This window comes from Micromonospora sp. WMMA1976 (genome assembly GCF_027497335.1).
In the GTDB taxonomy this organism is placed as follows: domain Bacteria; phylum Actinomycetota; class Actinomycetes; order Mycobacteriales; family Micromonosporaceae; genus Micromonospora; species Micromonospora aurantiaca.
In genome coordinates this window covers 6443330-6465518 of the sequence record NZ_CP114912.1, presented here as the reverse complement: position 1 = coordinate 6465518, position 22189 = coordinate 6443330, and the positions used below count along the sequence as shown (strand labels likewise).

At 72.5% G+C, this 22189-nt stretch carries 26 protein-coding genes; 11 read left to right on the top strand and 15 right to left on the bottom strand.

What is annotated here, in order from left to right; genetic code table 11:
• The first annotated feature begins 52 nt into the window (after positions 1–52).
• Positions 53–877, top strand: a complete 825-nt coding sequence (locus tag O7546_RS29960) for an NAD(P)-dependent oxidoreductase (protein WP_269697952.1) — start codon at positions 53–55, stop codon at positions 875–877.
• Positions 877–1287 (top strand): RidA family protein, encoded by a 411-nt coding sequence (locus O7546_RS29955; protein ID WP_281600302.1) that lies wholly within the window; start codon positions 877–879, stop codon positions 1285–1287. The genes O7546_RS29960 and O7546_RS29955 overlap by 1 nt, the downstream gene beginning before the upstream one ends.
• A gap of 86 nt (positions 1288–1373) precedes the next feature.
• On the opposite strand, the gene O7546_RS29950 is transcribed toward O7546_RS29955, so the two are convergent.
• A complete protein-coding gene (locus O7546_RS29950; RefSeq protein ID WP_281600301.1) occupies positions 1374–1811 on the bottom strand; it encodes an ArsI/CadI family heavy metal resistance metalloenzyme in 438 nt (145 codons plus the stop codon).
• A 190-nt stretch (positions 1812–2001) separates the two neighbouring features.
• Here O7546_RS29950 and O7546_RS29945 point away from each other — a divergent pair, with 190 nt between their 5' ends.
• On the top strand, positions 2002–2748 hold the full coding sequence (locus O7546_RS29945; protein WP_281600300.1) for a hypothetical protein: 747 nt from the start codon (positions 2002–2004) through the stop codon (positions 2746–2748).
• Positions 2749–2750: 2 nt separating this feature from the next.
• A complete protein-coding gene (locus O7546_RS29940; protein ID WP_194802187.1) occupies positions 2751–3110 on the top strand; it encodes a transcriptional regulator in 360 nt (119 codons plus the stop codon).
• An 80-nt stretch (positions 3111–3190) separates the two neighbouring features.
• Here O7546_RS29940 and O7546_RS29935 read toward each other — a convergent pair whose 3' ends face one another.
• Complete coding sequence (locus O7546_RS29935; protein ID WP_194802188.1) at positions 3191–4144, bottom strand: hypothetical protein; 954 nt, start codon at positions 4142–4144, stop codon at positions 3191–3193.
• A gap of 255 nt (positions 4145–4399) precedes the next feature.
• Between O7546_RS29935 and O7546_RS29930 the strand changes: the two genes are divergently transcribed.
• Positions 4400–4912, top strand: coding sequence for an SRPBCC family protein (locus O7546_RS29930; RefSeq protein WP_194802189.1), 513 nt, complete (start codon positions 4400–4402; stop codon positions 4910–4912).
• 6 nt (positions 4913–4918) lie between these two features.
• On the opposite strand, the gene O7546_RS29925 is transcribed toward O7546_RS29930, so the two are convergent.
• Both O7546_RS29925 and O7546_RS29920 read right to left on the bottom strand, forming a co-directional pair.
• Positions 4919–5623: a DUF2786 domain-containing protein gene (locus tag O7546_RS29925; protein WP_194802190.1), complete on the bottom strand. Its 705-nt coding sequence runs from the start codon at positions 5621–5623 to the stop codon at positions 4919–4921.
• Between the two features lie 45 nt (positions 5624–5668).
• Complete coding sequence (locus O7546_RS29920) at positions 5669–6058, bottom strand: hypothetical protein (RefSeq protein WP_013283438.1); 390 nt, start codon at positions 6056–6058, stop codon at positions 5669–5671.
• Between the two features lie 166 nt (positions 6059–6224).
• Here O7546_RS29920 and O7546_RS29915 point away from each other — a divergent pair, with 166 nt between their 5' ends.
• Positions 6225–7562: an ABC transporter substrate-binding protein gene (locus O7546_RS29915; RefSeq protein ID WP_194802191.1), complete on the top strand. Its 1338-nt coding sequence runs from the start codon at positions 6225–6227 to the stop codon at positions 7560–7562.
• Between the two features lie 63 nt (positions 7563–7625).
• Here the strand turns inward: O7546_RS29915 and O7546_RS29910 are convergent, their stop codons facing one another.
• The gene (locus O7546_RS29910) at positions 7626–8369 is read right to left on the bottom strand and encodes an enoyl-CoA hydratase/isomerase family protein (protein WP_194802192.1); all 744 of its coding nucleotides are present in this window, start codon (positions 8367–8369) and stop codon (positions 7626–7628) included.
• Positions 8366–9223, bottom strand: a complete 858-nt coding sequence (locus tag O7546_RS29905; protein WP_281600299.1) for a 3-hydroxyacyl-CoA dehydrogenase family protein — start codon at positions 9221–9223, stop codon at positions 8366–8368. Before O7546_RS29905 ends, O7546_RS29910 begins: the two co-directional genes overlap by 4 nt.
• A gap of 162 nt (positions 9224–9385) precedes the next feature.
• Between O7546_RS29905 and O7546_RS29900 the strand changes: the two genes are divergently transcribed.
• Positions 9386–9673 carry a hypothetical protein gene (locus tag O7546_RS29900; protein ID WP_043327533.1) on the top strand — a complete coding sequence of 96 codons (288 nt, stop codon included), beginning with the start codon at positions 9386–9388 and terminating at the stop codon, positions 9671–9673.
• A gap of 39 nt (positions 9674–9712) precedes the next feature.
• Here O7546_RS29900 and O7546_RS29895 read toward each other — a convergent pair whose 3' ends face one another.
• Entirely contained in the window at positions 9713–10489 is a 777-nt protein-coding gene (locus O7546_RS29895; RefSeq protein WP_281600298.1) for a class I SAM-dependent methyltransferase, read from the bottom strand.
• A 54-nt stretch (positions 10490–10543) separates the two neighbouring features.
• Between O7546_RS29895 and O7546_RS29890 the strand changes: the two genes are divergently transcribed.
• Complete coding sequence (locus O7546_RS29890; RefSeq protein ID WP_135242754.1) at positions 10544–10921, top strand: PPOX class F420-dependent oxidoreductase; 378 nt, start codon at positions 10544–10546, stop codon at positions 10919–10921.
• Between the two features lie 91 nt (positions 10922–11012).
• Here O7546_RS29890 and O7546_RS29885 read toward each other — a convergent pair whose 3' ends face one another.
• Positions 11013–11222, bottom strand: a complete 210-nt coding sequence (locus tag O7546_RS29885) for a BldC family transcriptional regulator (RefSeq protein WP_007073996.1) — start codon at positions 11220–11222, stop codon at positions 11013–11015.
• Between the two features lie 256 nt (positions 11223–11478).
• Positions 11479–12318, bottom strand: coding sequence for a hypothetical protein (locus O7546_RS29880; protein ID WP_135242753.1), 840 nt, complete (start codon positions 12316–12318; stop codon positions 11479–11481).
• Positions 12319–12493: 175 nt separating this feature from the next.
• On the opposite strand from O7546_RS29880, the gene O7546_RS29875 reads away from it, so the two are divergent.
• Together O7546_RS29875 and O7546_RS29870 are read left to right on the top strand one after the other, a co-directional pair.
• Positions 12494–13576 (top strand): Glu/Leu/Phe/Val dehydrogenase, encoded by a 1083-nt coding sequence (locus O7546_RS29875; protein WP_194802195.1) that lies wholly within the window; start codon positions 12494–12496, stop codon positions 13574–13576.
• 291 nt (positions 13577–13867) lie between these two features.
• Entirely contained in the window at positions 13868–14083 is a 216-nt protein-coding gene (locus tag O7546_RS29870) for a DUF3073 domain-containing protein (protein WP_013283429.1), read from the top strand.
• Between the two features lie 151 nt (positions 14084–14234).
• Here O7546_RS29870 and amcA read toward each other — a convergent pair whose 3' ends face one another.
• From amcA to O7546_RS29845, 5 genes are all read right to left on the bottom strand, one after another.
• Entirely contained in the window at positions 14235–14447 is a 213-nt protein-coding gene (gene amcA / locus O7546_RS29865; RefSeq protein ID WP_135242751.1) for a multiple cyclophane-containing RiPP AmcA, read from the bottom strand.
• On the bottom strand, positions 14428–15519 hold the full coding sequence (gene amcB, locus O7546_RS29860; RefSeq protein WP_269698185.1) for a cyclophane-forming radical SAM peptide maturase AmcB: 1092 nt from the start codon (positions 15517–15519) through the stop codon (positions 14428–14430). The genes amcA and amcB overlap by 20 nt, the downstream gene beginning before the upstream one ends.
• Positions 15520–15646: 127 nt before the next feature.
• Positions 15647–16801 (bottom strand): phosphoribosylformylglycinamidine cyclo-ligase, encoded by a 1155-nt coding sequence (gene purM, locus O7546_RS29855; RefSeq protein WP_013283426.1) that lies wholly within the window; start codon positions 16799–16801, stop codon positions 15647–15649.
• A 57-nt stretch (positions 16802–16858) separates the two neighbouring features.
• Complete coding sequence (purF, locus tag O7546_RS29850; protein ID WP_013283425.1) at positions 16859–18376, bottom strand: amidophosphoribosyltransferase; 1518 nt, start codon at positions 18374–18376, stop codon at positions 16859–16861.
• A 168-nt stretch (positions 18377–18544) separates the two neighbouring features.
• Positions 18545–18898, bottom strand: coding sequence for a sterol carrier family protein (locus tag O7546_RS29845; RefSeq protein WP_194802196.1), 354 nt, complete (start codon positions 18896–18898; stop codon positions 18545–18547).
• 160 nt (positions 18899–19058) lie between these two features.
• Here O7546_RS29845 and O7546_RS29840 point away from each other — a divergent pair, with 160 nt between their 5' ends.
• Positions 19059–21371: a carboxypeptidase-like regulatory domain-containing protein gene (locus O7546_RS29840; protein ID WP_194802197.1), complete on the top strand. Its 2313-nt coding sequence runs from the start codon at positions 19059–19061 to the stop codon at positions 21369–21371.
• A gap of 68 nt (positions 21372–21439) precedes the next feature.
• On the opposite strand, the gene O7546_RS29835 is transcribed toward O7546_RS29840, so the two are convergent.
• Positions 21440–22189, bottom strand: coding sequence for a 2-phosphosulfolactate phosphatase (locus O7546_RS29835; protein WP_194802214.1), 750 nt, complete (start codon positions 22187–22189; stop codon positions 21440–21442).

Here is a 22189-nt window from a genome sequence, read left to right as displayed (position 1 = left end):
GCATGCGAGACATTCGTTTGTCGCATTGCCCCCACCGGCCTAGCGTTACCGCGTGAAGATCATCGCGGTTCTCGGGACCGGACACATGGGTACGCCGATCGCGCGCCGCCTCCTGGCCGGCGGCAACCGGGTCAGAGTGTGGAACCGCAGCCCGGAGCGTTCGGAGCCGCTCGCCGCGGCCGGCGCGACGGTGGCCGCGAGCCCGTCTGCCGCAGTCGACGGAGCCGACGTCGTCGTCGTCATGCTCGCCGATGCCGGCGCGGTCGAGACGGTGCTGTTCGGGCCGGACGGCGCCGCCACCGCGCTCCGGCCCGGCACGGTCGTGGTGCAGATGTCGACGATCGGGCCGGACGAAGTCCGAGCAGTGGCCGGCCGGCTTCCGACGGGCGTCTCCCTCCTCGACGCCCCCGTCGGCGGCAGCGTCGACGCCGCCCGGGCCGGCACGCTGGCGATCTTCGCGGGCGGTCCCGCCGATGTCGTGGAGAGGGCAGCTCCGGTGCTGGAACAGCTCGGTTCGGTCCGTCACTGCGGCCCGATCGGCGCAGCCGCCGCCGTCAAGCTCGTCGCGAACACGGGCCTGGTGACGGCTGTCGCCGCGCTGCACGACGCGCTCGCTGTCGCCGCGGCGCTCGGTGTCGACAGGCAGACCGCCCTCGACGTGCTCGGCCGTGGGGCCCTCGCCGGCGCGGTCGGACGGGCCACCGCGCCGGGCGCCTCGTTCGCAGTCGCGTTGGCGGCGAAGGATGCGCGGCTGGCGCTGCGCCGTCCGGTGCCGGCCCCCGTGCTGGAGGCCGCCCTCGACCTGATGCAGGCCGCGCCGGACCAGGATGCGGATCTCTCCTCCCTCGTCTCAGCCGACTCTGCGAAGGGATGCTGATGCGCCTCACCCTGGACAACCCCGCACCCGTCGCGGCCCCGTTCGGCGACCGCTTCGCGCACGTCGCCCGGATCGATGTCGGCGGCGGGGCGCTGCTGATGCTCGCCGGACAGGTCGCCGTCGACGACGAAGGCGAGGTGGTCGCTCCCGGAGACCCCGGCACCCAGGCCGAACGGATCTTCGAGATCGTGGGCGGCGTGCTCGCGGCGCACGGCGCGTCCTTCGACGACGTGCTGCACATCCGCACGTTCATGACTGACCTGGCTGACCTGCCGGCGTACGCGGCCGTCCGGCGCCGGCTCTTCCCTGGCACACCGCCGCCGGCGAGCACGACTGTCGAGGTCAGCAAGCTCTTCCTGCCCGGTGCCGTGCTCGAGGTCGAGGTCATGGCAGTGGTCCGGTCCCGCTAGGGCTCGACACTCAGGCGGCGTAGCTGAACCGTCGGGAAGGATCCCCACCGGCGGACACTCCGATGGGGATCCTTGCCGTATCCGGGTCAGACCGCGGCGGGCTGCTCGGCGGTGTCCGAGGCGCAGCAGGCGCTCTCGGTCGCCTTCTCCAACTGCGGTGAGTCGGCCTTGACCGTGTAGACCTCCCACGGCTCGTCGCCGGGGCCGCGCACCCAGACCTTGTCCTGGAGCGCGTAGCAGCACTCGGTGTCGTTCTCCTCCAGCGTGATCAGGCCGGAGTCGGTGAGCCGACCGGTCGCGGCGTTCACCTCGTCGGTGGTGGCCACCTCGACCCCGAGGTGGTCCATCACCGTCGGCAGGCCGGGCTCACCTTCGAGGAGTACGAGCTTCAGCGGCGGGTTCTCCACCGCGAAGTTGGCGTAGCCGGGGCGGCGCTTGGCCGGCTCGACGCCGAACAGCTTGCTGTAGAAGGCCACGGAGCCTTCGAGGTCGGAGACGCGCAGGGCGAGCTGGACGCGGGACATGACTGACTCCCTGTCTAGATGTTCATCTAAGCATTCTCCACTCTGCCTCCTGTTTTGAAGCCTGTCAACCTAGAGGAATATCGAAACAAGCGCCCGCCGGTGGTGGCACCGACGGGCGAGCCCCCTTGCGCTATTAGGTTTGCAATGCAAACCTATTTGAGTCACAGCACATCGGCTGCCGGGAGGAACCATGCCGTCCGAGTCACCCCGCGACGACAGTGCCCAGGAACTGCTCGCCTCGATGACCAACCTCCGTCGGCAGGCCCGGGCGGCTCGTCAGGCGTACTGGCTTCCGCTCCTGCTCTTCGGGGTGCTCATCGCGGCGGCCGCGCCGCTGTACGTCGAGTCGGCGGAACCAGCCCCGCTGCGTGCCGGGACCGACGGCCCTGCCCTGAGCGGTCTCGGCGGCGGCTTCCTGGAGAAGTCGACCGCGCTCGGCTGGTACTGGCTGGCCGCGCTCGTCGGCGGCTACCTGGCCGGCCTGGCGTGGTACCGCTGGCACGGCCGGCGAGCCGGCGTCCAGACCCCGACCCGGTCGTACGTCATCGCCGGCCTCGCGGGCACTCTCGTCGGCCTCGCCCTTCCGGTCGTCCTGGAGTTCCTGCTGTTCAACACCAGCGGGCCGGTGTGGGGCGGCACCAGTCGGCTGACCGGTCCGCTGCTCGGCCTCGCCAACCGGGGCATGCTGCCGCACCTCGTGATCGCCGTCGGCCTGGCGGTCCTCGCCCGCCTGGAACGCAGCCGGAGCCTGCGGGTCGTGGTCGGTCTCTACACCGTCGTGCTGGTAGCCGTGAACGCCTGGTTCCAGCTCTCCGACCTGCAACCGGGTGATCTGACCCGGTTCAGCTTCATGCTGGCGGCCGTGCTCCCGGCACCGGTCCTGCTGATCGGCGGGGGTCTGGCGCTCGCCGCCGCCAAGAAGCAGCACAATCGGTAGTCGTGAGCACCGTGGACGACCCTCGCGCGAGCGGGCCATTCCCGACGAACGGCCTCGACGACACGGTCCACCAGCGGCACCGGCTCGGCATCCTGACCATCGCCGCTGAAGGCGAGCGGGTGGAGGTCGCCTATCTCCGCCAGGCCCTCGAACTCACCGCGGGCAACCTGTCCCGGCACCTCACCGTGCTGGAGGAGGCACGCCTGATCGAGGTGGAGAAGGGCTACCACGGCCGTCGTCCGCGGACGTGGATCCGGATCACCCGGGAGGGCCGTCAGGCCCTGCACTCCGAGATCACCGCCCTCCAGGAGCTGCTCCGCCGCCACCAGCAGACCGCGCCGGACGACTCCCCACCCCCGTAACGCCCTCTCCTGCCCGACCGCCCCGGCCCCGCCCGGTGGGCGGGCGGCGGGCCCGGGAGTGCCGGGAGCGGGTGGGACAGTCAGGTTTGTGGGGGGCGGCGGTTCTGGGTGGGGCTGCCCTGGATCGCCTCCCAGACGCTTCGGCCGGCCTGCCGCAGTGCCTGCCCGGCCTGTCCCGCCAGTTGTGCCGCCTCGGCGGCTGCGCTCGCCGGCTGGCCGGAGCGCTCCGAGCCGCGCTTCTTCTCGGCGGGACGTTCCGCCGACGGGCCCGCCCCGGCGCCCTGCCCCGATCCGGCGGCACGCTCGGACTCCGGCTTCCCCTCCCGCCCGGCAACCGACGCCGGTGACGGCTCCGCCCGCCCGGAACCGGGCGGCGGCTCGGTCCGCTCGGGACTACTTCGCCGAGAACTACCACCAGCAGTACCTGGCGCCGACGAAGAACCCGGACGGCTCGGTGGTGGCGGCTCCGTCCGCGCCGGGCGCCGGGGCGGTTCGGGGGCCTCGATCGGGCCGGACACGGCCGGCCCCGTCCGATCGGCCACCGCCGGAGCGGCCCGGTCTGCCACCGCCGGACCGGTGCGCTCGACCACCTCGCCGGCTGCGGCCACCGTACGCCCGGTCTGGTCGACCACCGGCGCGGCGAGCCGGTGCACGTCGTCCAGGGTGACGCCGGCCGAGCGCGCCAGCGCGTCGATCAGCTGCGGGTTGCGGTCGATGGTGGTCAGCGCCCGGTCCAGGATCTGCACCAGCTTCTCCAGCCGTACCTTGAGCAGCGCCTCGGCGCTCACCCCGGTGATGTCCAGCTCGACGCCCTCCAGGTGCACCCGGACGCCGGCGTCGAGCTGGAGCAGGTTCGCCAGCCGGGCGCGCAGCGACAGGTCGGCGTCGAGCCCGTCCACCACGAGCCGGATCTCGTCGACGGTCAGTTCCGGCACGTCGAGCAGGACGTCCGGCTCCGGCTCGGGACCGGCCGGCGAGCCGGTCGGTTCGTCGCCTGGGTCCGGCACTGGTGCGGTGGCTCGGCTGTCGGTCATGCTGCCCGCTCTCCCATCGGTCCGGTCGGGGGCGCTTACCCGCTTTCCGGTACGGCATCCGTCGCCCACCCGCACCTCGCGGAAGCCCGCCCGCACCTCGCGGAAGCCCACCTGACCTCCCGGAAGCGCCGCCCGCGCCTTGCACAGAGCGCCTGTCCCACCACTCAGCGCTGTCGGGAAACGGTGTTCCCGGTGTCCGGAAGCGGGCGGAACGGAAGCTGCACACCGAGACATGAGCCGGTATGGTCCGGACCTATGGGACAGGAGATGGCCGATCCGGATGAGGTCCAGCAGGAATCCGATCGCTTCTCCCTCCGCAGCAGCCTGCTCGTCCCGGCGTCCGCCGAGCGGGCGTACGCCGTCTTCACCGGCGCGCTCGCCGACTGGTGGGTGCGTGAATACACCTGGTCCGGCCCGGAGGCGCTCGCCGCGCTCGGCATCGAGCCCCGGGCCGGCGGCATGCTCTACGAGATCGGCCCGTACGGCTTCCGCAACGACTGGGGCCGCGTGCTGACCTGGGATCCGCCGCGGCGCCTGGTGTTCACCTGGCAGATCGGCCCGGACCGGGTGCCGGTGCCGGATCCGGCGCGGGCCAGCGAGGTGGAGGTCCTGTTCCACGCCGAAGGTCCGGAGCAGACCCGGGTGGACGTCGAGCACCGCTACTTCGACAGGCACGGCACGGCGGCCGAGGGCTACCGCGAGGCGCTCACCGCGGGCTGGCACGAACTGCTCTGCCGCTATCTGGCAACGGTCGCCCGTACCGCCTGAGATCGGTCAGCCGGCGATACCGGGCGCCGCGCCGGTGCCGGCCACGCCGGTGCCACCGAGGTCGGCCCGGCGGCCGGCGTCCGCGCCGGAACCGAAGCCACCGCCCGCCAGCCGCCGTCGCGGGGCGGTGCGCAACCGGGGGTACGCCTCGGCGACCCGGCGCTGGACGCGATCGGAGCGGTCGGCGAGCACCAGAGCCGTGGAGGGTCCACCCGACTCCGCCACCGCCTTGCTCTCGGCAGCGCGCAGTCGTTCCGCGACGACGTACGCGAACCCGGCCAGCCAGGTACGCCGGAACGCCGCCGGATGCTCCCCGGCCGGTACGACGGCACCGGCGAGCCCGTGCGCGGCCTGCACGAGCAGCGAAGTGAACAGCAGTTCGACCCGTTCCAGGTCGCTGGCGAAGCCGAACAGGTGCATGACGAAGCCGCTGCCGTGCCGGCGGCGTACGCATCGGCACCGCAACGGTTCGGCGACCGCCGCGAGCAGGCCGGCCTTGTCCCGGGCGTACGGCGCGATCACCTCGACGGTCCGGTCACCGACCGGGTCGGCGGCCGGGTCGCGGGCGGCGAGCAGCGCCCGGTCGACGCCGTAGCGGGCGATCAGCTCGGTGGCCTTCGCCATGAAGGCGGCCGACTCGGCGGGGGTGCAGGCCGGGTCCTCCGCCTGGGCGAGGAGCTTGCGCACCTTGCTGAGCATCGCCTCGGACATGCACCCAGAGCTACCACAGTCGGGGCGCCTGGCCGCGCGCCGGGCTCAGTCCGAGCGGCTGCGCAGCGTGGCGATTGTCGACCCGGCGAGCGTGAGCAGGCAGTCGGGCAGCAGGCCGTCGGCTGCGGCCGCCCCGAACAGCGCCTCGCCGGTGTCCGCGTCGTCGTTGGCGCACGCGCTGACGAAACGGGCCACCCAGCGGGTGTCGTAGTCGGCCTGGTCGATGCCGGGGAAGTCGAGGGCGGCGCCGCCGCCCGGGGTGTCGTCGCCGAGCATGGTGGCGGCGAGGCACCACGCCACTCCGTACGCCCCGGCGAGGCCGGAGCGGTCCACCACCGCGTCGAACGTGCCCACCACGCCGGCGCCGTCCCCGGCGAGGGCGGAACGGAGCACGGCGGTCGCGTCGTCGAGCGTCTGCTGTGCTTCGTCGTTCACCCGCGGAACAGTATCGCCGGGGGTCAAGCGGTGACCCGGAAACGGCTCGTCGACCACGCAGAGTGATACCCGCAGTCGGGGTGCCGACGGAGCCGACTCCACAGTCCCGCGTGCCGCGTGAGCACGCTAAGGTGCGCAGCGGACCTTCGCCGGAGGAAGGACGACCATGCTGAGAACACGCACGTCGCGCGCGGCCCTGTCCATGGCCTGCGCGGCGCTTCTGCTCGCCACGAGCGCCTGCGGGAGCGACGAGCCGGAGGAAACGCCTGCCACCCAGGTACGCCTCTACGGCACCGACGGCAACATGCTCAATTCGTACCCCGCTGAGCTCAAGGACCGGGGAGACCTGGTGAACGGGATGAAGGGCACCACGCCCCTCACCCCACTGCCCGAGAGCTTCAAGGAACGACTACTCGCCGTAGACCCGAAGCTGGGTGACTTCCTCTACTCCGCCGAGTCGTACGACGCGGTGGTGATCAGCGCGCTGGCCGCCCAGCTCGCCGGCACCACCGCTCCGGCCGAGATCGCCAAGCAGATCGTCGGGGTGACCACCGGCGGTGAACGCTGCGACGACGTGTCGTCCTGCCTGGAGCTCGCCCGTGCGGGCCGGGACATCGAGTACCGGGGCGTGTCGCTGACCCGCGCCGGGTTCACCGACACCGGCGAGCCGGCCACCGCGAGCTACGGCACCATGCACTTCGACAACCAGAAGATCGACGACAGCAAGACCGAGTTCGTCGGCGCAGGTGAGGAGTCGGGGGCGAGCACGAAGGCCCCGCCGCGTGGGCGCAAGCTGCGCGACGGGAAGGCGAAGGACGCCCCGCTGGTCCTCGGCGGGCTGCTGCCGAAGACCGGTGACCTGGCGCTGGCGAACCCGCCGCTGGCGGCCGGCGCGGCGCTCGCGATCCGTGAGGTGAACGCCGCCGGTGGTGTGCTCGGCGAGCCGGTGAAGTGGATCGAGGGCGACGACGGCACCAACCCGGCGGTCGCCAAGGCCACCGTCGCCTCGCACGTCAGCAAGGGCGTGCAGGTCATCATCGGCGCAGGCGGCTCCGGCATCTCCCGGGCCGTGCTGCCGGACGTGGTCGCCGCCGGGCGGATCCTGTTCTCCCCGTCGAACACCGACGCGGGGCTGAGCGCCGTGGACGACAACGGCCTCTATTTCCGAACCGCGCCGCCGGACAGCCTCCAGGGCCGTGCGCTGGCCGACGTCATGCTCCGGGACGGGCCGCGCAAGATCGCGATCCTGGCCCGTAAGGACTCGTACGGTGAGGGCCTCCAGGAGAACGTCCGCTCGGAGCTGGAGAAGGCCGGCATCGGCGCGGACCGGATCAAGCTGCTGACCTACGAGCCGCCGGCCGACCCGAAGACGCCCGTCGACTTCAGCGGCACCGCCAAGGAGATCAAGGCGTTCGGACCGGAGGCGCTGCTGCTCATCGGCTTCGCCGAGTCCGCGCCGGCGATCACCGCGCTGGACGACGCGGGAGTCGACATCAAGCGCTGACGCGTACCGACGCGAAGGGCCGCACCGGAGACACCGGTGCGGCCCTCGTCGTCTCTCCCAGGCTCAGCGGGCCCGGCGCCGGTCCAGGAACTCGGTCATCCGCCGGTGCTTCTCCTCGTCCTCGAACAGCACCGCCTGGCTCAGCAGGTCGAGCTGCGGGTGCGCGGTCGCCGGGGCGTCCACTGCCATCTTGGTCAGCCGCAACGCCAGCGCGGAACCCTTCGCCATCTCGTCGAGCAGGCCGTGCGCGGTGGGCAGCAGCTCTTCCGGATCGGCCACCACCCGGTTCACCAGCCCGATCCGCAGCGCCTCCTCGGCGTCCACCCGCCGGCCGGTGAACAGCAGCTCCTTGGCCCGGGCCTCACCGATCAGCGCCGGCAGCCGGTAGGTCGCGCCGGCGCCGGCCAGGATGCCCAGCCGCACCTCGGGCTGGCCGAACACCGCGCGGTCCGTGCACACCCGGAGATCGCAGGCGTACGCCAGCTCGGCGCCGCCGCCCAGCGCCGGCCCGTCGACTGCCGCCACGGTGGGCATCGGCAGTGCCCGGATGCGGGCGAAGACACCCTGGTTGATGGCGGCCAGCGCGTCCAGCCGGCCGCGCTCGCGGAGCTGGGCGATGTCGGCGCCCCCGGCGAAGATGCCCGCCGTCCCGCCGGTGAGCAGCAGCAGCCGGGGACGCGCCTCCAGGTCGGCGCAGACCGCGTGCAGCTCGCCCACCAGGTCGGCGTCGATGGCGTTGCGCTTCTCCGGCCGGTCCAGGGTGACCACGAGCCGGTCCGGCAGCTCCTCGATCCGCAGCCCGCTCATTGCTTCACGCCGTCCTTCCACGTGTAGAAGCCCTGCCCCGACTTCTTGCCCAGCTTCCCGGCGGCCACCATCTCGACGAGCAGCGGCGGTGGCGCGAAGCGGTCGCCGTACGCGGCCTGGAGCGTGCGCGCGATGTCGAGCCGCACGTCCAGCCCGACCAGGTCGGTCAGCTCCAGCGGGCCGATCGGGTGCCGGTAGCCGAGCACCATCGCCTTGTCGATGTCGGCCGGGCTCGCCACCTCGTCGGCCACCATCCGGATCGCCTCCAGGCCGAGCGTGACGCCGAGGCGGGAGGTGGCGAAGCCGGGCATGTCGCGTACGACGACGGGGTCCTTGCCCAGCCGGGCGGCGAGCGCGACGGCCGCCTCGGTCGTGGCCGGCGCGGTGGCCGGGCCGACCACGACCTCGAGCAGCGCCATCGCCCACACCGGATTGAAGAAGTGCAACCCGACGAAGCTGGCGGGCCGGTCCAGCCCGGCGGCCAGTTCGGCGATCGGGATGCTGGACGTGTTGCTGCCAAGCAGCGCCGGCCGGCGGCTCTCCGCCTCGCGCAGGACGGCACGCTTGAGGTCGAGCCGCTCGGGCACCGCCTCCACGATCACGTCGGCGCCCTCGGTCACCTCGGCGAGCCCGGCCCGGAGCGTGACGCGCTCACGGTTGGCGGTGGCGGCCTCCTCGGTCAGCTTGCCGCGCTGCACGCCCCGGTCCCACAGCTCGCCGAGCCGGCGCAGCGCCTCGGCGCCCCGGGCGGGGTCGACCTCGACCAGTTCGACCGCGTACCCGGCGCCGGCCGCCACGTACGCGATGCCGAGGCCCATGGTGCCGGCCCCGACGACCACAAAACGACCACTCATCGATGTCCCCTCGCCGCGGCGGGGGCGCGCGGGGTCTCCGCCGCCGGGCCCGTCCGCTCGCTCGTTCCTGCATGCGACCCTATGCAGGGCCGGGCCGCCGGGATGCGTGGGGGCGGAGCGGACGGGGTAAGGACGGCCGTCAACGCCGAAGGAAGGAACGAGATGAGCCAGGCACCGGAGAGCGCGGAGAACACCGAGACGGTCGAGACCCGCGGCGACGAGCGGGTGGACCTGCTCCGCGCGGACACCAACAACGACGGCAAGACCGACGTGTGGGTGGTGGACACCGACGGCGACGGCAAGGCCGACCTGTTCCAGTTCGACACCGACGGTGACGGCAAGGTGGACATCACCATGGTGGACATCGACGAGGACGGCACGCCGGACGAGGTGGTCGACGGCGACGGCGGGCTGCCTCCGGAGCAGACCACCCCCACCGTCCAGGTCTGAGTGGTGCGGGGGAGCCGCCGGATCCCGGCGGCTCCCCGCTCACCGCAGCTCCAGCGTGGCGAGGTAGTAGGGATGGTCGGTGTCGTCCACGTCGGCCAGTCGCCACGCTGAACCGTGGACCAGCTCGGCGAACTCCTCCGGCGAGCAGACCAGGTAGTCGAACCAGGCGGTGCCCAGCAGCCGGTAGCGCAGCCGCAGCCGCAGTTGCCCGCCGATCCGGCCCCGCTGCCGATTGCGCTCGTGGTAGGCGGTGTGCACCGGGTCGGTGGTCCCGTACGGGTCGGTGCCGTGGGCGATCACCCGGGCGCCGGGACGGGCCAGCGCGGCGAGCGCCGCGAGCATCGCCGGGGCGCGTTCCCGCCCCTCGAACAGTCCCAGGTTGTTGCCGAGCAGCAGGAACGTGTCGTACCGGTGGCCGTCGGCGGCGTGCTCGTCGACGGTGCCGTGCACCAGGTCGCATACGCCCCGGTGCCGGCTGACCCGCAGCGCGCCGAGCGACGTGTCCAGCCCGGTGACCGGCACGCCGCGCTCCTGGAGGTGCAGCGCGATCCGGCCGGCGCCGACGCCGACGTCGAGCACGTGCCCGCGTACCCGGTCCACGGCCCGGTGGTCGTGCGGCTGCCACCGCTGCGGCGGGTCCAGGTAGTGCCCGGCGGGCGCGCCGTTGATCAGCCCGTCGTCGCGCTCGATGATCTCGATGACCGGGCGCGGCAGGCGACCGCCGGCCATCGGGCGTGGGCCGATCCCGGTGGCGACCGCGTACGCGTCGCGGATCATCTCGCCGAACACGTCGCCGATCTCGGGTTCCCCGGTCATGAGAGCACGCTATCCGGCGGTCGGCGGCACCCTGACCGCCGTATCCTTGGCGGCGTGACCGACCTGGACCGCCTGGCTGCGGAGAAGTACGTCCTGCTCACCACGTTCCGCAAGGACGGCCGGGCGGTGCCGACTCCGGTGTGGGCGGTACGCGACGGCGACGGGCTCGCGGTCTGGACGGTGGCCGACTCCGGCAAGGTGAAGCGCATCCGGCGCGACGGCCGGGTCACCGTGGCACCGTGCGACGTGCGCGGCCGGCCGCACGGTGAGGCGGTGCCGGGTCACGCGACGATCGCCGACCCGGAGAGCACGAACCGTGTACGGACGCTGCTCAAGCGGAAGTACCGGCTGATCGGCCGGCTGAGCCTGCTCGGCAGCCGGTTGCGCCGGGGTGAGCGCGGCACGGTGGGGCTGCGGATCGTGCTGGACTGAGCCGCACCCGACACGATCGAGCCCGGACACGATAAAGGGCGGCGCCGTGACGGCACCGCCCTTGATCGGAACGCCGGAGAACGCCGGTTCGTCAGTCTCCCTGGCGCTGCTGGGGGATCTGCCCCTGCAGCAGGGCCCGAACCTCCGACTCGCGGTAGCGGCGGTGACCGCCGAGGGTCCGGATGGCGCTGAGCTTGCCAGCCTTGGCCCACCGGGTCACCGTCTTCGGGTCGACACGGAACATCGACGCCACCTCGGCCGGTGTGAGTAGCGGCTCAGGTTCGTGCGTTCGCGATGCCATCGGGGTCACTCCTCCACATGTATAGACATCGGCCGGGGTCCCGCCGGCCGACGCGTCTCCCATGGTCCGGCTAGTCCCCGATGTCCGACATGGGCCGAACGGCTGAAGGTCCCTAGACGGACGGATGAACCATGCCCGATTTTTACGACTTTTATGCCGCAGAAAGTACCTTATTCGGACTCATGATCACGGTTCGTGATGCATTAGCTACGAGACACTCTCGTGTCCAAGGCCACTTAGCAGGGCAAACCGGGCGTCAGTTGCACCGTTCGAGCAGCTGCACCGCGCGCCAGCGGGCGACCAGCTTGTCGTACGCGGCGGACGCCTCCTCGGCCTCGCCCCGGCCCAGTCCGGACAGTCCGGCGGCCACCAGATCGGTCGAGTCGTCGGCTTCGAGCGTCTCGTCCGGCAGCAGCTGCACCAGGCCGCCGTAGTCCAGTTCGACCACCGAGCGCGGGTGGAACTCCTCCAGCCACCGGGCCGCCTCCTCGACCGCCTCGGTGATCGGCGCCTCGCCGATCGACTTGCGCAGCACCGACAGCGCCCGGGACGCGCGGCGGCGCGCCTTGGAGATCTCGGTGCGGTAGCGCAGCGCCCGCCGCCCCGGATCGGTGACCAGGTGCCGCTCACCGGCCTCGAACAGCACGAACCAGCGCAGCGGCACGCCCCAGGTGGCGATCTGCTCGTGCACCCGGGGCACCCCGTGCTCCAGCACCCGGGCGCCGCTGCGCCAGTCCTCCACCACGGCCTTGGCCTGGCCGGCGAGCACCGGCGGCACGAACGCGTCGGCGAGCACCGAGGGCACGCCGTCGCGGGCGCTCAGCGCCGCCTCGGCGACCCGGATGCGCAGGTTCCACGGGCAGACCAGCAGCGCGTCGTCGGACTCCAGGACGTACGCCTCGTCGGGCAGGTCGGGCAGCCGGGTCCAGCCGGCGCCGAGCGCCTCGATCACCGCGGTCCGCTGCCGTACCGGCCCCTCCAGCGGAGCTATCGCACGACCCTCGCTGACGTACCGGCGCCAGTACGACTGCCGATCCCGGTCGAAGGCGGTCAGCGGCTCGTACACGCGCAGGTATGAAGCGAAGAGCGACGGCACGGCGCGATCCTCCCACGAGACGGGACCGCCCGTCGCCGCCCTCGGGCCCGTGGCGTGACATGCGCGACAGTACGGTTCGGGCCGATATTAGGCTCAACGACACCGGCAGCATCCCGCCGGCGTGCCACCCGGGTTCCGCGCCCCACAAGGGCGCACACCGACACAGGAGTCAGCCATGGGCGTATTCGCCAGTACCGACGACCCCGTCTCCACGGGGCATGAGCAGGTCGTGTTCTGCCAGGACAAGCAGTCCGGCCTGAAGGCGATCATCGGGATCTACTCGACCGCGCTGGGCCCCGCGCTCGGCGGCACCCGGTTCTACCCGTACGCCAGCGAGGCCGACGCCCTCGCCGACGTGCTCGACCTCTCGCGCGGCATGGCCTACAAGAACGCCCTGGCGAACCTCGACCTCGGTGGCGGCAAGGCGGTCATCTGGGGTGACCCCGACCAGATCAAGAGCGAGGCGCTGCTGCGCGCGTACGGCCGCTTCGTCGAGTCGCTCAACGGCCGCTACTACACCGCCTGCGACGTGGGCACCTACGTGGCGGACATGGACGTGATCGCCCGGGAGACCCGCTACGTGACCGGCCGCAGCGTGGAGCACGGCGGCGCGGGCGACTCCTCGATCCTCACCGCCTGGGGCGTGTTCCAGGGCATGCGGGCCGCCGCCGAGCACGTCTGGGGCAGCCCGACGCTGGCCGGGCGCCGGGTCGGCGTGGCCGGGCTGGGCAAGGTCGGCAAGTACCTGACCGCCCACCTGCTCGACGACGGCGCCGAGGTCGTGGCGACCGACGTCAGCCCGCGGGCCCTGGAGTGGGCGCGCACCACCCACCCGCAGGTCACCCTGGTCGACGACACCGCGGCGCTCGTCGCCTCCGACATCGACGTGTACGCCCCGTGCGCCCTCGGCGGCGCGCTGAACGACGACACCGTGCCGGTGCTGCGGGCGAAGGTGGTCACCGGGGCGGCGAACAACCAGCTCGCCCACCCGGGCATCGAGAAGGTGCTCGCCGACCGGGGCATCCTCTACACGCCGGACTACGTGGTGAACGCCGGTGGCGTGATCCAGGTGGCCGACGAGATCGAGGGCTTCAACTTCGACCGCGCCAAGCTGCGCGCGACCCGGATCTTCGACACGACCCGGCAGATCCTCCAGCTCGCCGACGACGAGGGCGTGCCGCCGGCGGTCGCCGCGGACCGGCTCGCCGAGCGGCGGATGGCCGAGGTCGGCCGGCTGCGGACGATCCATCTGCGGTGAAGCTCACCTCCGGGGGCGGGGCGGCGCTCCTCCCCCGGAGTCGGTGCGCGTTAAGCTGATCCTCGGGCTTGTTCGTGCCGGTTTGTCCGGTGTCACGGCCAGCCCCGGGGCTTACCCCTTACCCGGTACACTTTGTGACAGCTGGACCACCGCGACGCGCAGGTCCGGTCGACGGTGACCCGAGGTGCCGAACGATGGCATCCCCATGTACCGTAAGAGCCACGAGAGATGCCTGACGTCATCGGGGCCCGCCTTCGGGCTGCCCCGCATTCTGTGCGAGGGGGTCGAGCCATGGGGCGCGGCCGTGCTAAGGCCAAGCAGACGAAGGTGGCCCGGGAGTTGAAGTACCACTCCCCGAACACCGACCTAACCGCCTTGCAGCGCGAACTGGCGGGTAGTGGAAAGTCTGAGCACAACTTCGACGACGACTACAAAGAGTATGTCGACGACGATGACGAGGACCACGCGGACGACGACCCGGATACCTGGGCTCGTCCGACCCGCTGACCTCCGGTCACATCTGAGCACGCGGTAACCCCCGCGTGCTCACGCATGTGCTCTGCTGAGCCGGCGTACGACCGACGATCAGGGACCTGCCGGCGCTCCGGGGCGCCCCGCTCCGACGCGCCGGCAGGTCCTTGATCGCGGAACCGTCCCCTCAGCGCGGCCGGTTGTTCCAGTTGTAGAACGTCGGGATGTTCTCGAAGTGGTTCCACGCGCAGACCGCGTCGGCGCCGTCACCGCCTGACACCTCCGCCCGCAGCAGCCGCGCCGCCTCCGCCTCGTGGAGCAGAGCGGTAAGCCCCGCAGCGGCGTCCCGCACCCGGTCGGCGACCGCCTCCCGGTCGGTGTCACTGATGGTCTCGGGCATGCTCCAACACTCCCTCCAGTAGGCGGATCTTGCTGTTACGGCAGTGCTCGGTCTCCGTACCGTCGAAACGCCCCAGCTCGAAGTAACGGTTGGCGGCGTGCCCACCGCCGCAGAACCCGAAGTACGCACAGGACGCCCGGCACGCCTCCACGCCGGCGACGAACTCGCCCACCCACGGCGTACCGGCCGCGCCGGCGAGGATGTCCCCCAGCGGCGTGGTGAGCACGTTCCCGCTGGCGAAGTCGCCGTACCGGGGGTCGGTGAAGCCGGCCAGCTCCGGCGAGAGCACCACCACCGAACCGTCGTGCCCGACCGTCGGAATCGGGTCGAGGCTGCGCGGCAGCAGGTCGTCGGCGGTGCCGGCCAGCACCGCGCCCGCGTACCGCAGCGACCACTCCACCTCGCGCAGGTGGATCCGGGGATCCCGGCGCCAGGCCGCCACCAGCTCGGCCCAGAACCCGGTGACCGCGCCCTCGTCGCGCGCGTTCGTCCGGGTGTTGACGCCCTCGGTCTCCTCGATGTTGACGCCGAGCACGTCGCAGCCCAGGTCGAGGAAGTAGTCGTACAGCTCGGTCGCCAGGCCCGGCTCCGGCCGCGACACCACCGCGAGCGCCGAGAACGGCAGGCCGTGGCGACGCAGCGCCGCCACACCCGCCACGATCCGGTCGTACGCGGGCCGCCCGCCCCGGGTGACCCGCTCGCCGTTGCGCGCCCGCGGCCCGTCCACGCTGACGCTCACCCGCACCCGGTGCTCGGCGAAGAACGCGCACCACGCGTCGTCGATCAGCGTGGCGTTCGTCTGCACGTGGTGCTCGACGTCCGGCCCGAACGGCGCCAGCAGCGCGGCCAGGTGCTCCCGGCCGGCCGCGAGCGGCTCGCCGCCGTGCCAGACGACGGAGAAGCGACCGCCCGCCGCCCACGGGTTCACTGATGCCGCCACCGCCTCGGCGACGGCCACCGGCATCCGCCTGTCGACCGCCCGGAACGGGAGGTAGCAGTAGGCGCAGTCGAGGTTGCACAAGGTCGTCGGCTGCATCACCACGTACGACGGGACGGCGGCGATGCCCCGCATCCCTTCGGGTGCGCGCGCAGCCATCAGCACCTCCCCCGCCTGCCTGAAAACCGAACCTCCAGGCTAGGCCGCGGCGACCGCTCGGGTGAACCCCCGATCACGTGCCCGGCCGATCGGCGCAGGGTGATCAGCCTCGGGTGTGCTGTCCGACCATCTGCACGTTGCCGGACCCCTCGATGATCTCGCCGGCCTGCCAGGCGTCCACGCCCCGGCCGGTCAGGGTGGCCAGCGCGCGGTCGGCGTCCTCGGCGGAGACGATCGCGAACATGCCGACGCCCATGTTGAACGTGGCCTCCATCTCCGGGTCCTCGATCCGGCCCTTGGACTGGATCAGGTCGAAGATCGGCTGCGGCTTCCAGGTGGAGCGGTTCACCACCGCGTCGACGTGCTCGGGCAGCACCCGGACCAGGTTGCCGGGGATGCCGCCGCCGGTGACGTGGGCCAGCGCCCGCACCTCGGCCTCGGCGATCAGCTTGAGGCAGTCCTGGGCGTAGATCTTGGTCGGGGTGAGCAGCTCCTCGCCCAGCGTCCGCTGGCGGCCGAAGTCGTCGATCACCACGTCCAGCCGCATCCGGCCGGCGCCGAGCAGCACGTGCCGGACCAGGGAGTAGCCGTTGGAGTGCAGGCCGGACGAGCGCATCGCGATCACCACGTCGCCCACCTCGACCCGCTCCGGGCTGAGGATCTCGCTCTCCTCGACCACGCCGACGCCGGTGGCCGAGATGTCGTACTCGTCGGGGCGCAGCACGCCCGGGTGCTCGGCGGTCTCGCCACCGAGCAGCGCGCAGCCGGCGTACCGGCAGCCGTCCGCGATGCCGGCGCCGATCTCGGCGACCTTGTCCGGCACGACCTCGCCGGTGGCGATGTAGTCGAGCAGGAACAGCGGCTCGGCGCCGCAGGCCACCAGGTCGTCGACGACCATCGCGACCAGGTCGATGCCGACCGTGTCGTGGATGTCGAGCTGCTGGGCGATCACCAGCTTGGTGCCCACGCCGTCGGTCGAGGACGCCAGGATCGGGTTCTTGTACTTCTTCGTGTCCAGCCGGAACAGGCCGGCGAAGCCGCCCAGGTCGCCCATGACCTCGGGGCGCCGGGTCTCCTTGACCTTGGACTTGAGCAGCTCGACAGCGCGGTCGCCCGCCTCGATCGACACCCCGGCGTCGGCGTACGAGACCGAGCGTTTGCGCTGCGTCCGGCCGGACCCCGCCGACCAGGGCTGGCGGTCGCCGCCGGCGCCCGTCGGGCTGGATCCTGCGCCGCTGCGCTCGGACACGTGCGTCACGGTTCTCCCCTTTGTGGTTCCCGCGAGCCCGGAGCGGCCGGACCCGCGTCGGTGGTGCTACGGGTGGTGGGTCGGTGTGGCGACGAGCGGACCGGTCGGCCCGGCCGCCTCGGCGGCGACCCGGCGTCCCACTCCTTCGAGCACGTGCTTGCCGATCAGGTTCCCGGCCGGCAGTTCGATCGGGTACTCCCCATCGAAGCACGCCCGGCAGAGCCGGCTCTTCGGCTGCTCGGTCGCGGCGATGAGACCGGGCAGCGATACGTAACCGAGCGAGTCGGCGCCGATGGACCGCCGGATGCCGTCGTTGTCGAGCCCGTTCGCGAGCAGCTCGGCGCGGGTGGCGAAGTCGATGCCGTAGAAACAGGGCCAGCTCACCGGCGGCGAGGAGATCCGGACGTGGACCTCCAGCGCGCCCGCCTCGCGCAGCAGCCGGACGATCGCCCGCTGGGTGGTGCCCCGCACGATCGAGTCGTCCACCACGACCAGGCGCTTGCCGCGGACGTTCTGGCGCAGCGGGTTCAGCTTCAGCCGGACGCCGAGCGCGCGCAGCGTCTGCGAGGGCTGGATGAACGTGCGCCCGACGTACGGGTTCTTCATCAGGCCCTGGCCGTAGGTGATGCCTGATTCCTCGGCGTAGCCGATCGCGGCCGGCGTGCCGGACTCCGGCACCGGGATCACCAGGTCGGCCTCGACCGGGTGTTCCTTGGCGAGCTGGCGGCCGATCTGCACCCGCGCGGCGTGCACGTTGCGACCGGCGATGGTGGCGTCCGGCCGGGCGATGTACACGTACTCGAAGAGACAGCCCTTGGGCTCGGGCGAGGCGAACCGGCTGGACCGCAGCCCGTTCTCGTCGATGGCGATCAGCTCGCCCGGCTCGACCTCGCGGACCACGCTCGCGCCGACGATGTCCAGCGCGGCGGTCTCGCTCGCCACCACCCAGCCGCGTTCGAGCCGGCCGAGCACCAGCGGGCGTACGCCGTGCGCGTCACGCGCCGCGTAGAGCGTCGACTCGTCCATGAAGACGAAGCTGAACGCGCCCCGCAGCTGCGGCAGCACCTCCAGCGCGGCCGCCTCGACCGACAGGTCGGGCCGGCTCGCCAGCAGCATGGTGACCAGCGAGGTGTCGTTCGTCGAGCCGTCCGAGTCGAGCCCCCGCACGGCGGCCTCGCGCTGCAACTCGGCGGTGTTCACCAGGTTGCCGTTGTGCGCCAGGGCGATGGTGGTGCCGGCGGTCGTGGCGCGGATGGTCGGCTGGGCGTTCTCCCAGGTCGAGCCGCCGGTGGTGGAGTAGCGCGCGTGCCCGATCGCGACGTGCCCGCGCAGGCTCGCCAGCGTCGGCTCGTCGAACACCTGGGCGACCAGGCCGAGGTCCTTGTAGACCACGACACCGGAGCCGTCACTCACCGCGATGCCCGCGGCCTCCTGACCGCGGTGCTGGAGGGCGTAGAGCCCGAAGTAGGTGAGGTTGGCGACCTCTTCACCCGGCGCCCAGACGCCGAAGACGCCGCACGCGTCCTGTGGGCCGGGTCGCTGGGGGTCAAGGTCGTGGCTCAGCCGGCCATCGCCTCGGGGCACCTGCCGCTCCCTCGCAGTGGGGTCTGGACTGGCCTGGCGGAGTCAGGGGGGCAGCTCCGCACACATGGGCCGGGACCGTCGTCGGCTCTCAGTGTACGCGACCAGCAGTCGACACCGACAGTCACGAAGCATCCGCTCAGCGTGAGCAGAGTTTGCGCTGCTTGATGCCTAAACAGGGAGGTACGGGGAGAGGTCAGCCCGATTTCCGGAAACCCGGACGCGACCCTCAGTGACCGTTTCCGCCCATCCCCGGCGCCCGGTGGCGACCGCCAGCCAGGTCGCCGGATCCATCTCCACCACGTTCGGCGGCGTGCCGCGGGTGTGTCGTGGACCACTCACGCACTGGACCGCACCGTAGGGTGGGACGCGCACCTCCACCGATCGGCCGGGGGCGCGATCCGCGAGGGCAGCCAAGAGGGTCCGGACCGCCTCCCGGAGCACCGGCCGTTCGGGCGTACGCCCCTCGTCCAGCGCCGCCAGGGCGGCGAGTACCGCTTCGGAATAAGCGTGCGGAGAGGACACGACGGGACGATACGACCCGGCAGAAGGCCGTCCGACGGCGGCCCTGGGTAGAGATGATCCGGTCAGACAAGGCATAGTTGCCGACGGCGTTATTCGTACCGTGAGTGATCAACCTCGGCCGAACGGCCGGCGGGGCGATCAGACCCGGAAGGCGGTGGACGTGTCAACACACCGACGTGCCTGGAAGCAGCGGGCCGGTGTGGTCGTAGCGCTGGTCTTCGGCGCCCTGCTCACCGTCCCCGCAGCTCCCGCCTTCGCCGCCAACGTCAGCGTCTCTCCGGGATCGATTACGGTCAACGCCGGTAGCGACGCGACCGTGAGCGTCCAGGTCACTCCCGGCGACGGCGACGAGAGCGCGGAGATCGGCCTGACCGGCCTGCCGTCCGGCGTCAGCTGTGCCTCGGGCTGCGGTCAGATCAACTTCCCGCCCGGGAACAACAGGCCGCGGACGCAACTGCTCACCATCCGCGCCAACGACAACGCGCAGGACGCCAACGCCTCGGTCACGGTGCAGGTCCGGCCCAACAACTCCGACCCGGCCACCGGCAACTTCCAGCTCGCGGTCAAGGGCAAGGTTGAGGCGCCGCAGCAGCCGCAGACCGTCAAGACGGTGTCCGGCAAGGTGGTGAACGCCGACGGCGATCCGATCGAGGGCGCCCTGGTCATGCTCCGCGACAGCGCGGGCAAGGAACGCCGCACCAACACCAGCGGCAACGGCAACTTCAGCTTCAGCGGCTCCGAGTCCAACCCGATCGCGCCCGGCCGGATCGACCTCGGCGCCTCCACCGACGGCGCCTCGCCGGTCGCCCGGTCGATAAACGCGAACGCCGGCCAGTCGGTGACCGGCGTCCGGCTCAGCATCCAGCTGAAGGCGTCGGCGAGCCCGAGCGCCAGCCCGTCGGCGAGTGAGTCCGCCCCGCCGTCCGAGGAGCCGCTCGACGAGGAGGCGACCGACACCCCGTCGGCCGAGGCGCCCGCCGCGCAGCAGCCGGCCGCGAACGAGGATTCCGGCGGCTTCGGCTCCTGGCTGCTCATCCTGCTCGGCGGCCTGTTCGTCGCCGTCGGCGTGGGCACCATCGTGCTGCTCTACATGCGCCGCAAGAACGAGGGCGACGACGGTGACGGCGACGGTCCGGGTGGGCCGGCCGGTCCGGGTGGTCCCGGCGGGGCCGGTGCGATCCCGGGCGCCCGGGGCGCCTACCACGGCACCGACGACCAGACCCGGGTGGTGAACGGGATGGGCGCCGGGCCGGCCGCGACGATGGTCGGCGGCCCCTCGATCAGCGACGCCCCCACCATGCTCCAGCGGCCGGTCGTGGACGACGTCCCGCCGGACCCGTACGGCGCGCCGCCCGGCCCGGCGTACGGCGCAGGTGGCGGCCAGGGCGGCTACGGCTACGGCGACGACGCAGCGGGCCAGGGCGGTTACGGCGGCGCGGGCGGCTACGGCAACGCGCCCTCGTCGGGCGGCGGCTACGGCAACGGCCCCTCCTCCGGTGCCGGCTACGGCAACGGCCCGTCATCCGGTGCCGGCTACGCCGCAGGCGCGGCGGCGGGCGCGGCCGGCTACGCGGCCCAGGGCGGCGGCTACGGCAACGAGCGCTTCGACGAGCCCACCGGCCGCTACACCGGTGACAGCACGCAGTACGCGCCGGCGGCCGACCCGTACCCGACCAGCACCTACCAGCCGGAGCAGGACCGCGGCGGCTACGACCAGGCCGGCTCGGCCCCGTACGGCCGCAGCCCGGAGCAGGGCGACGGTTACGGTGCGGCCGGTGGCTACGGCGGTGCCGCGTCGGGCGGCTACGACAACGGCGCGACCGGCGGGTACGACAGCGCCCGCCCGCAGGGCGGGTACGGCGAGCCCACCGGCGCCTACGGCAACGCCGCCGGTGGGGGCTACGGCGACAACCCGACCGGCGGGTACGGCGACGCCCCGGGCTACGGCGGCGGTCGCGCGGCGGGCGGCGGCTACGGCGACGCGCCGACCGGCGGGTACGACAGCGCCCCCGCCGGCGGCTACGGCGACGCCCCGGCCGGCGGCTACGACAGCACCCGGCAGCAGGGCGGATACGGCGACGCGCCCGCGGGCGGCTACGACAACCCCGGTGGCTACGACAGCCGGTCCCAGGGCGGCTACGACAGCGGCGCGACAGGTGGCTACGACAACGGCCGTCAGCAGGGCGGATACGGCGACGCGTCGGCCGGTGGCTACGGCAACACCGGTGGCGGTTACGACGGTGGCCACCAGTCCGGCGGCTACGGCCAGCAGGGCGGCGGATACGGCGACGGCTACGGCCAGGCCCCGCAGGGCGGTTACGGCCAGCAGGGCGGATACGGTCAGGAGCCGCCGCAGCAGCGCGCGGGCGGCTACGACAACGGCTACCCCAACGACCCGGCGCAGGCTGGTCGCGCCCGCCCGGACGGGCAGGCGGACCGGAGCGGACGACGCCTCGACTGGCTGGACGACTGACCGGCACCAGATGTGAGAACTGTGGCCGTCCGCGAACAGCGGGCGGCCACAGTCGTCAGCAGGGGGAATCAGGCCGGGGCGAAGTAGCCCTGGCGGAGCACCGGCACCACGTCGGAGACGCCCACCTCGGTCGCCACCGTGACGTCCTCGGCGAAGCCGCCCTCGGCGAGTTCCCGCCCGGAGACGCAGCCCCGGACCGCCGCCGGCACGTCCGGCGTGCTCGCCAGCGCGGCGAGCGCCATCGCAGCCTCCACCGAGAGCCCGCCGGGCACCCCGGCCAGCGCATCGAGTACGCAGGCCGCACCGAGCTGGTCCTCCACGCACGGCCGGAGTGACCCGTCGGGCCAGCGCTCCCCGGCCGCCACCACGCCCACGGGTGCGTCCTTCGAGCCGTACCCCTCGGCCAGGAGCCAGCGCCCGACGGCGGGTGCGTTACGCAGGCACGCCGCGACCACCGGCACTCCGGTGGCGCTGGCGGCGGCGCTGATCGCCGAGCCGTTCGGAGAGGGCAGCACCAGGTCGGCGACGACCGGCGCGGCCCGCAGCGCCGCCGGGGACAGCGACCACTGGTGCTCCGCAGTCGTCTTCCGGCGGCCCACGGCGGCCACGGCACCCACCCGGCGGGCGTAGTCGGCGGCCTGCTCACCCCACGGGAACGGGTGCACCCGCATGCCACGGCTCACCGCCACCTCCACGGCGGTGGTGAACGACAACACGTCCACCACCACCAGGGCGGCACAGACCCGGCCGAGTTCCGCCGCCCCGGTCAGTCCCCAGTCGAACCGGGCACCGGAGCCGGGTTGGGCGAAGACGGCCAA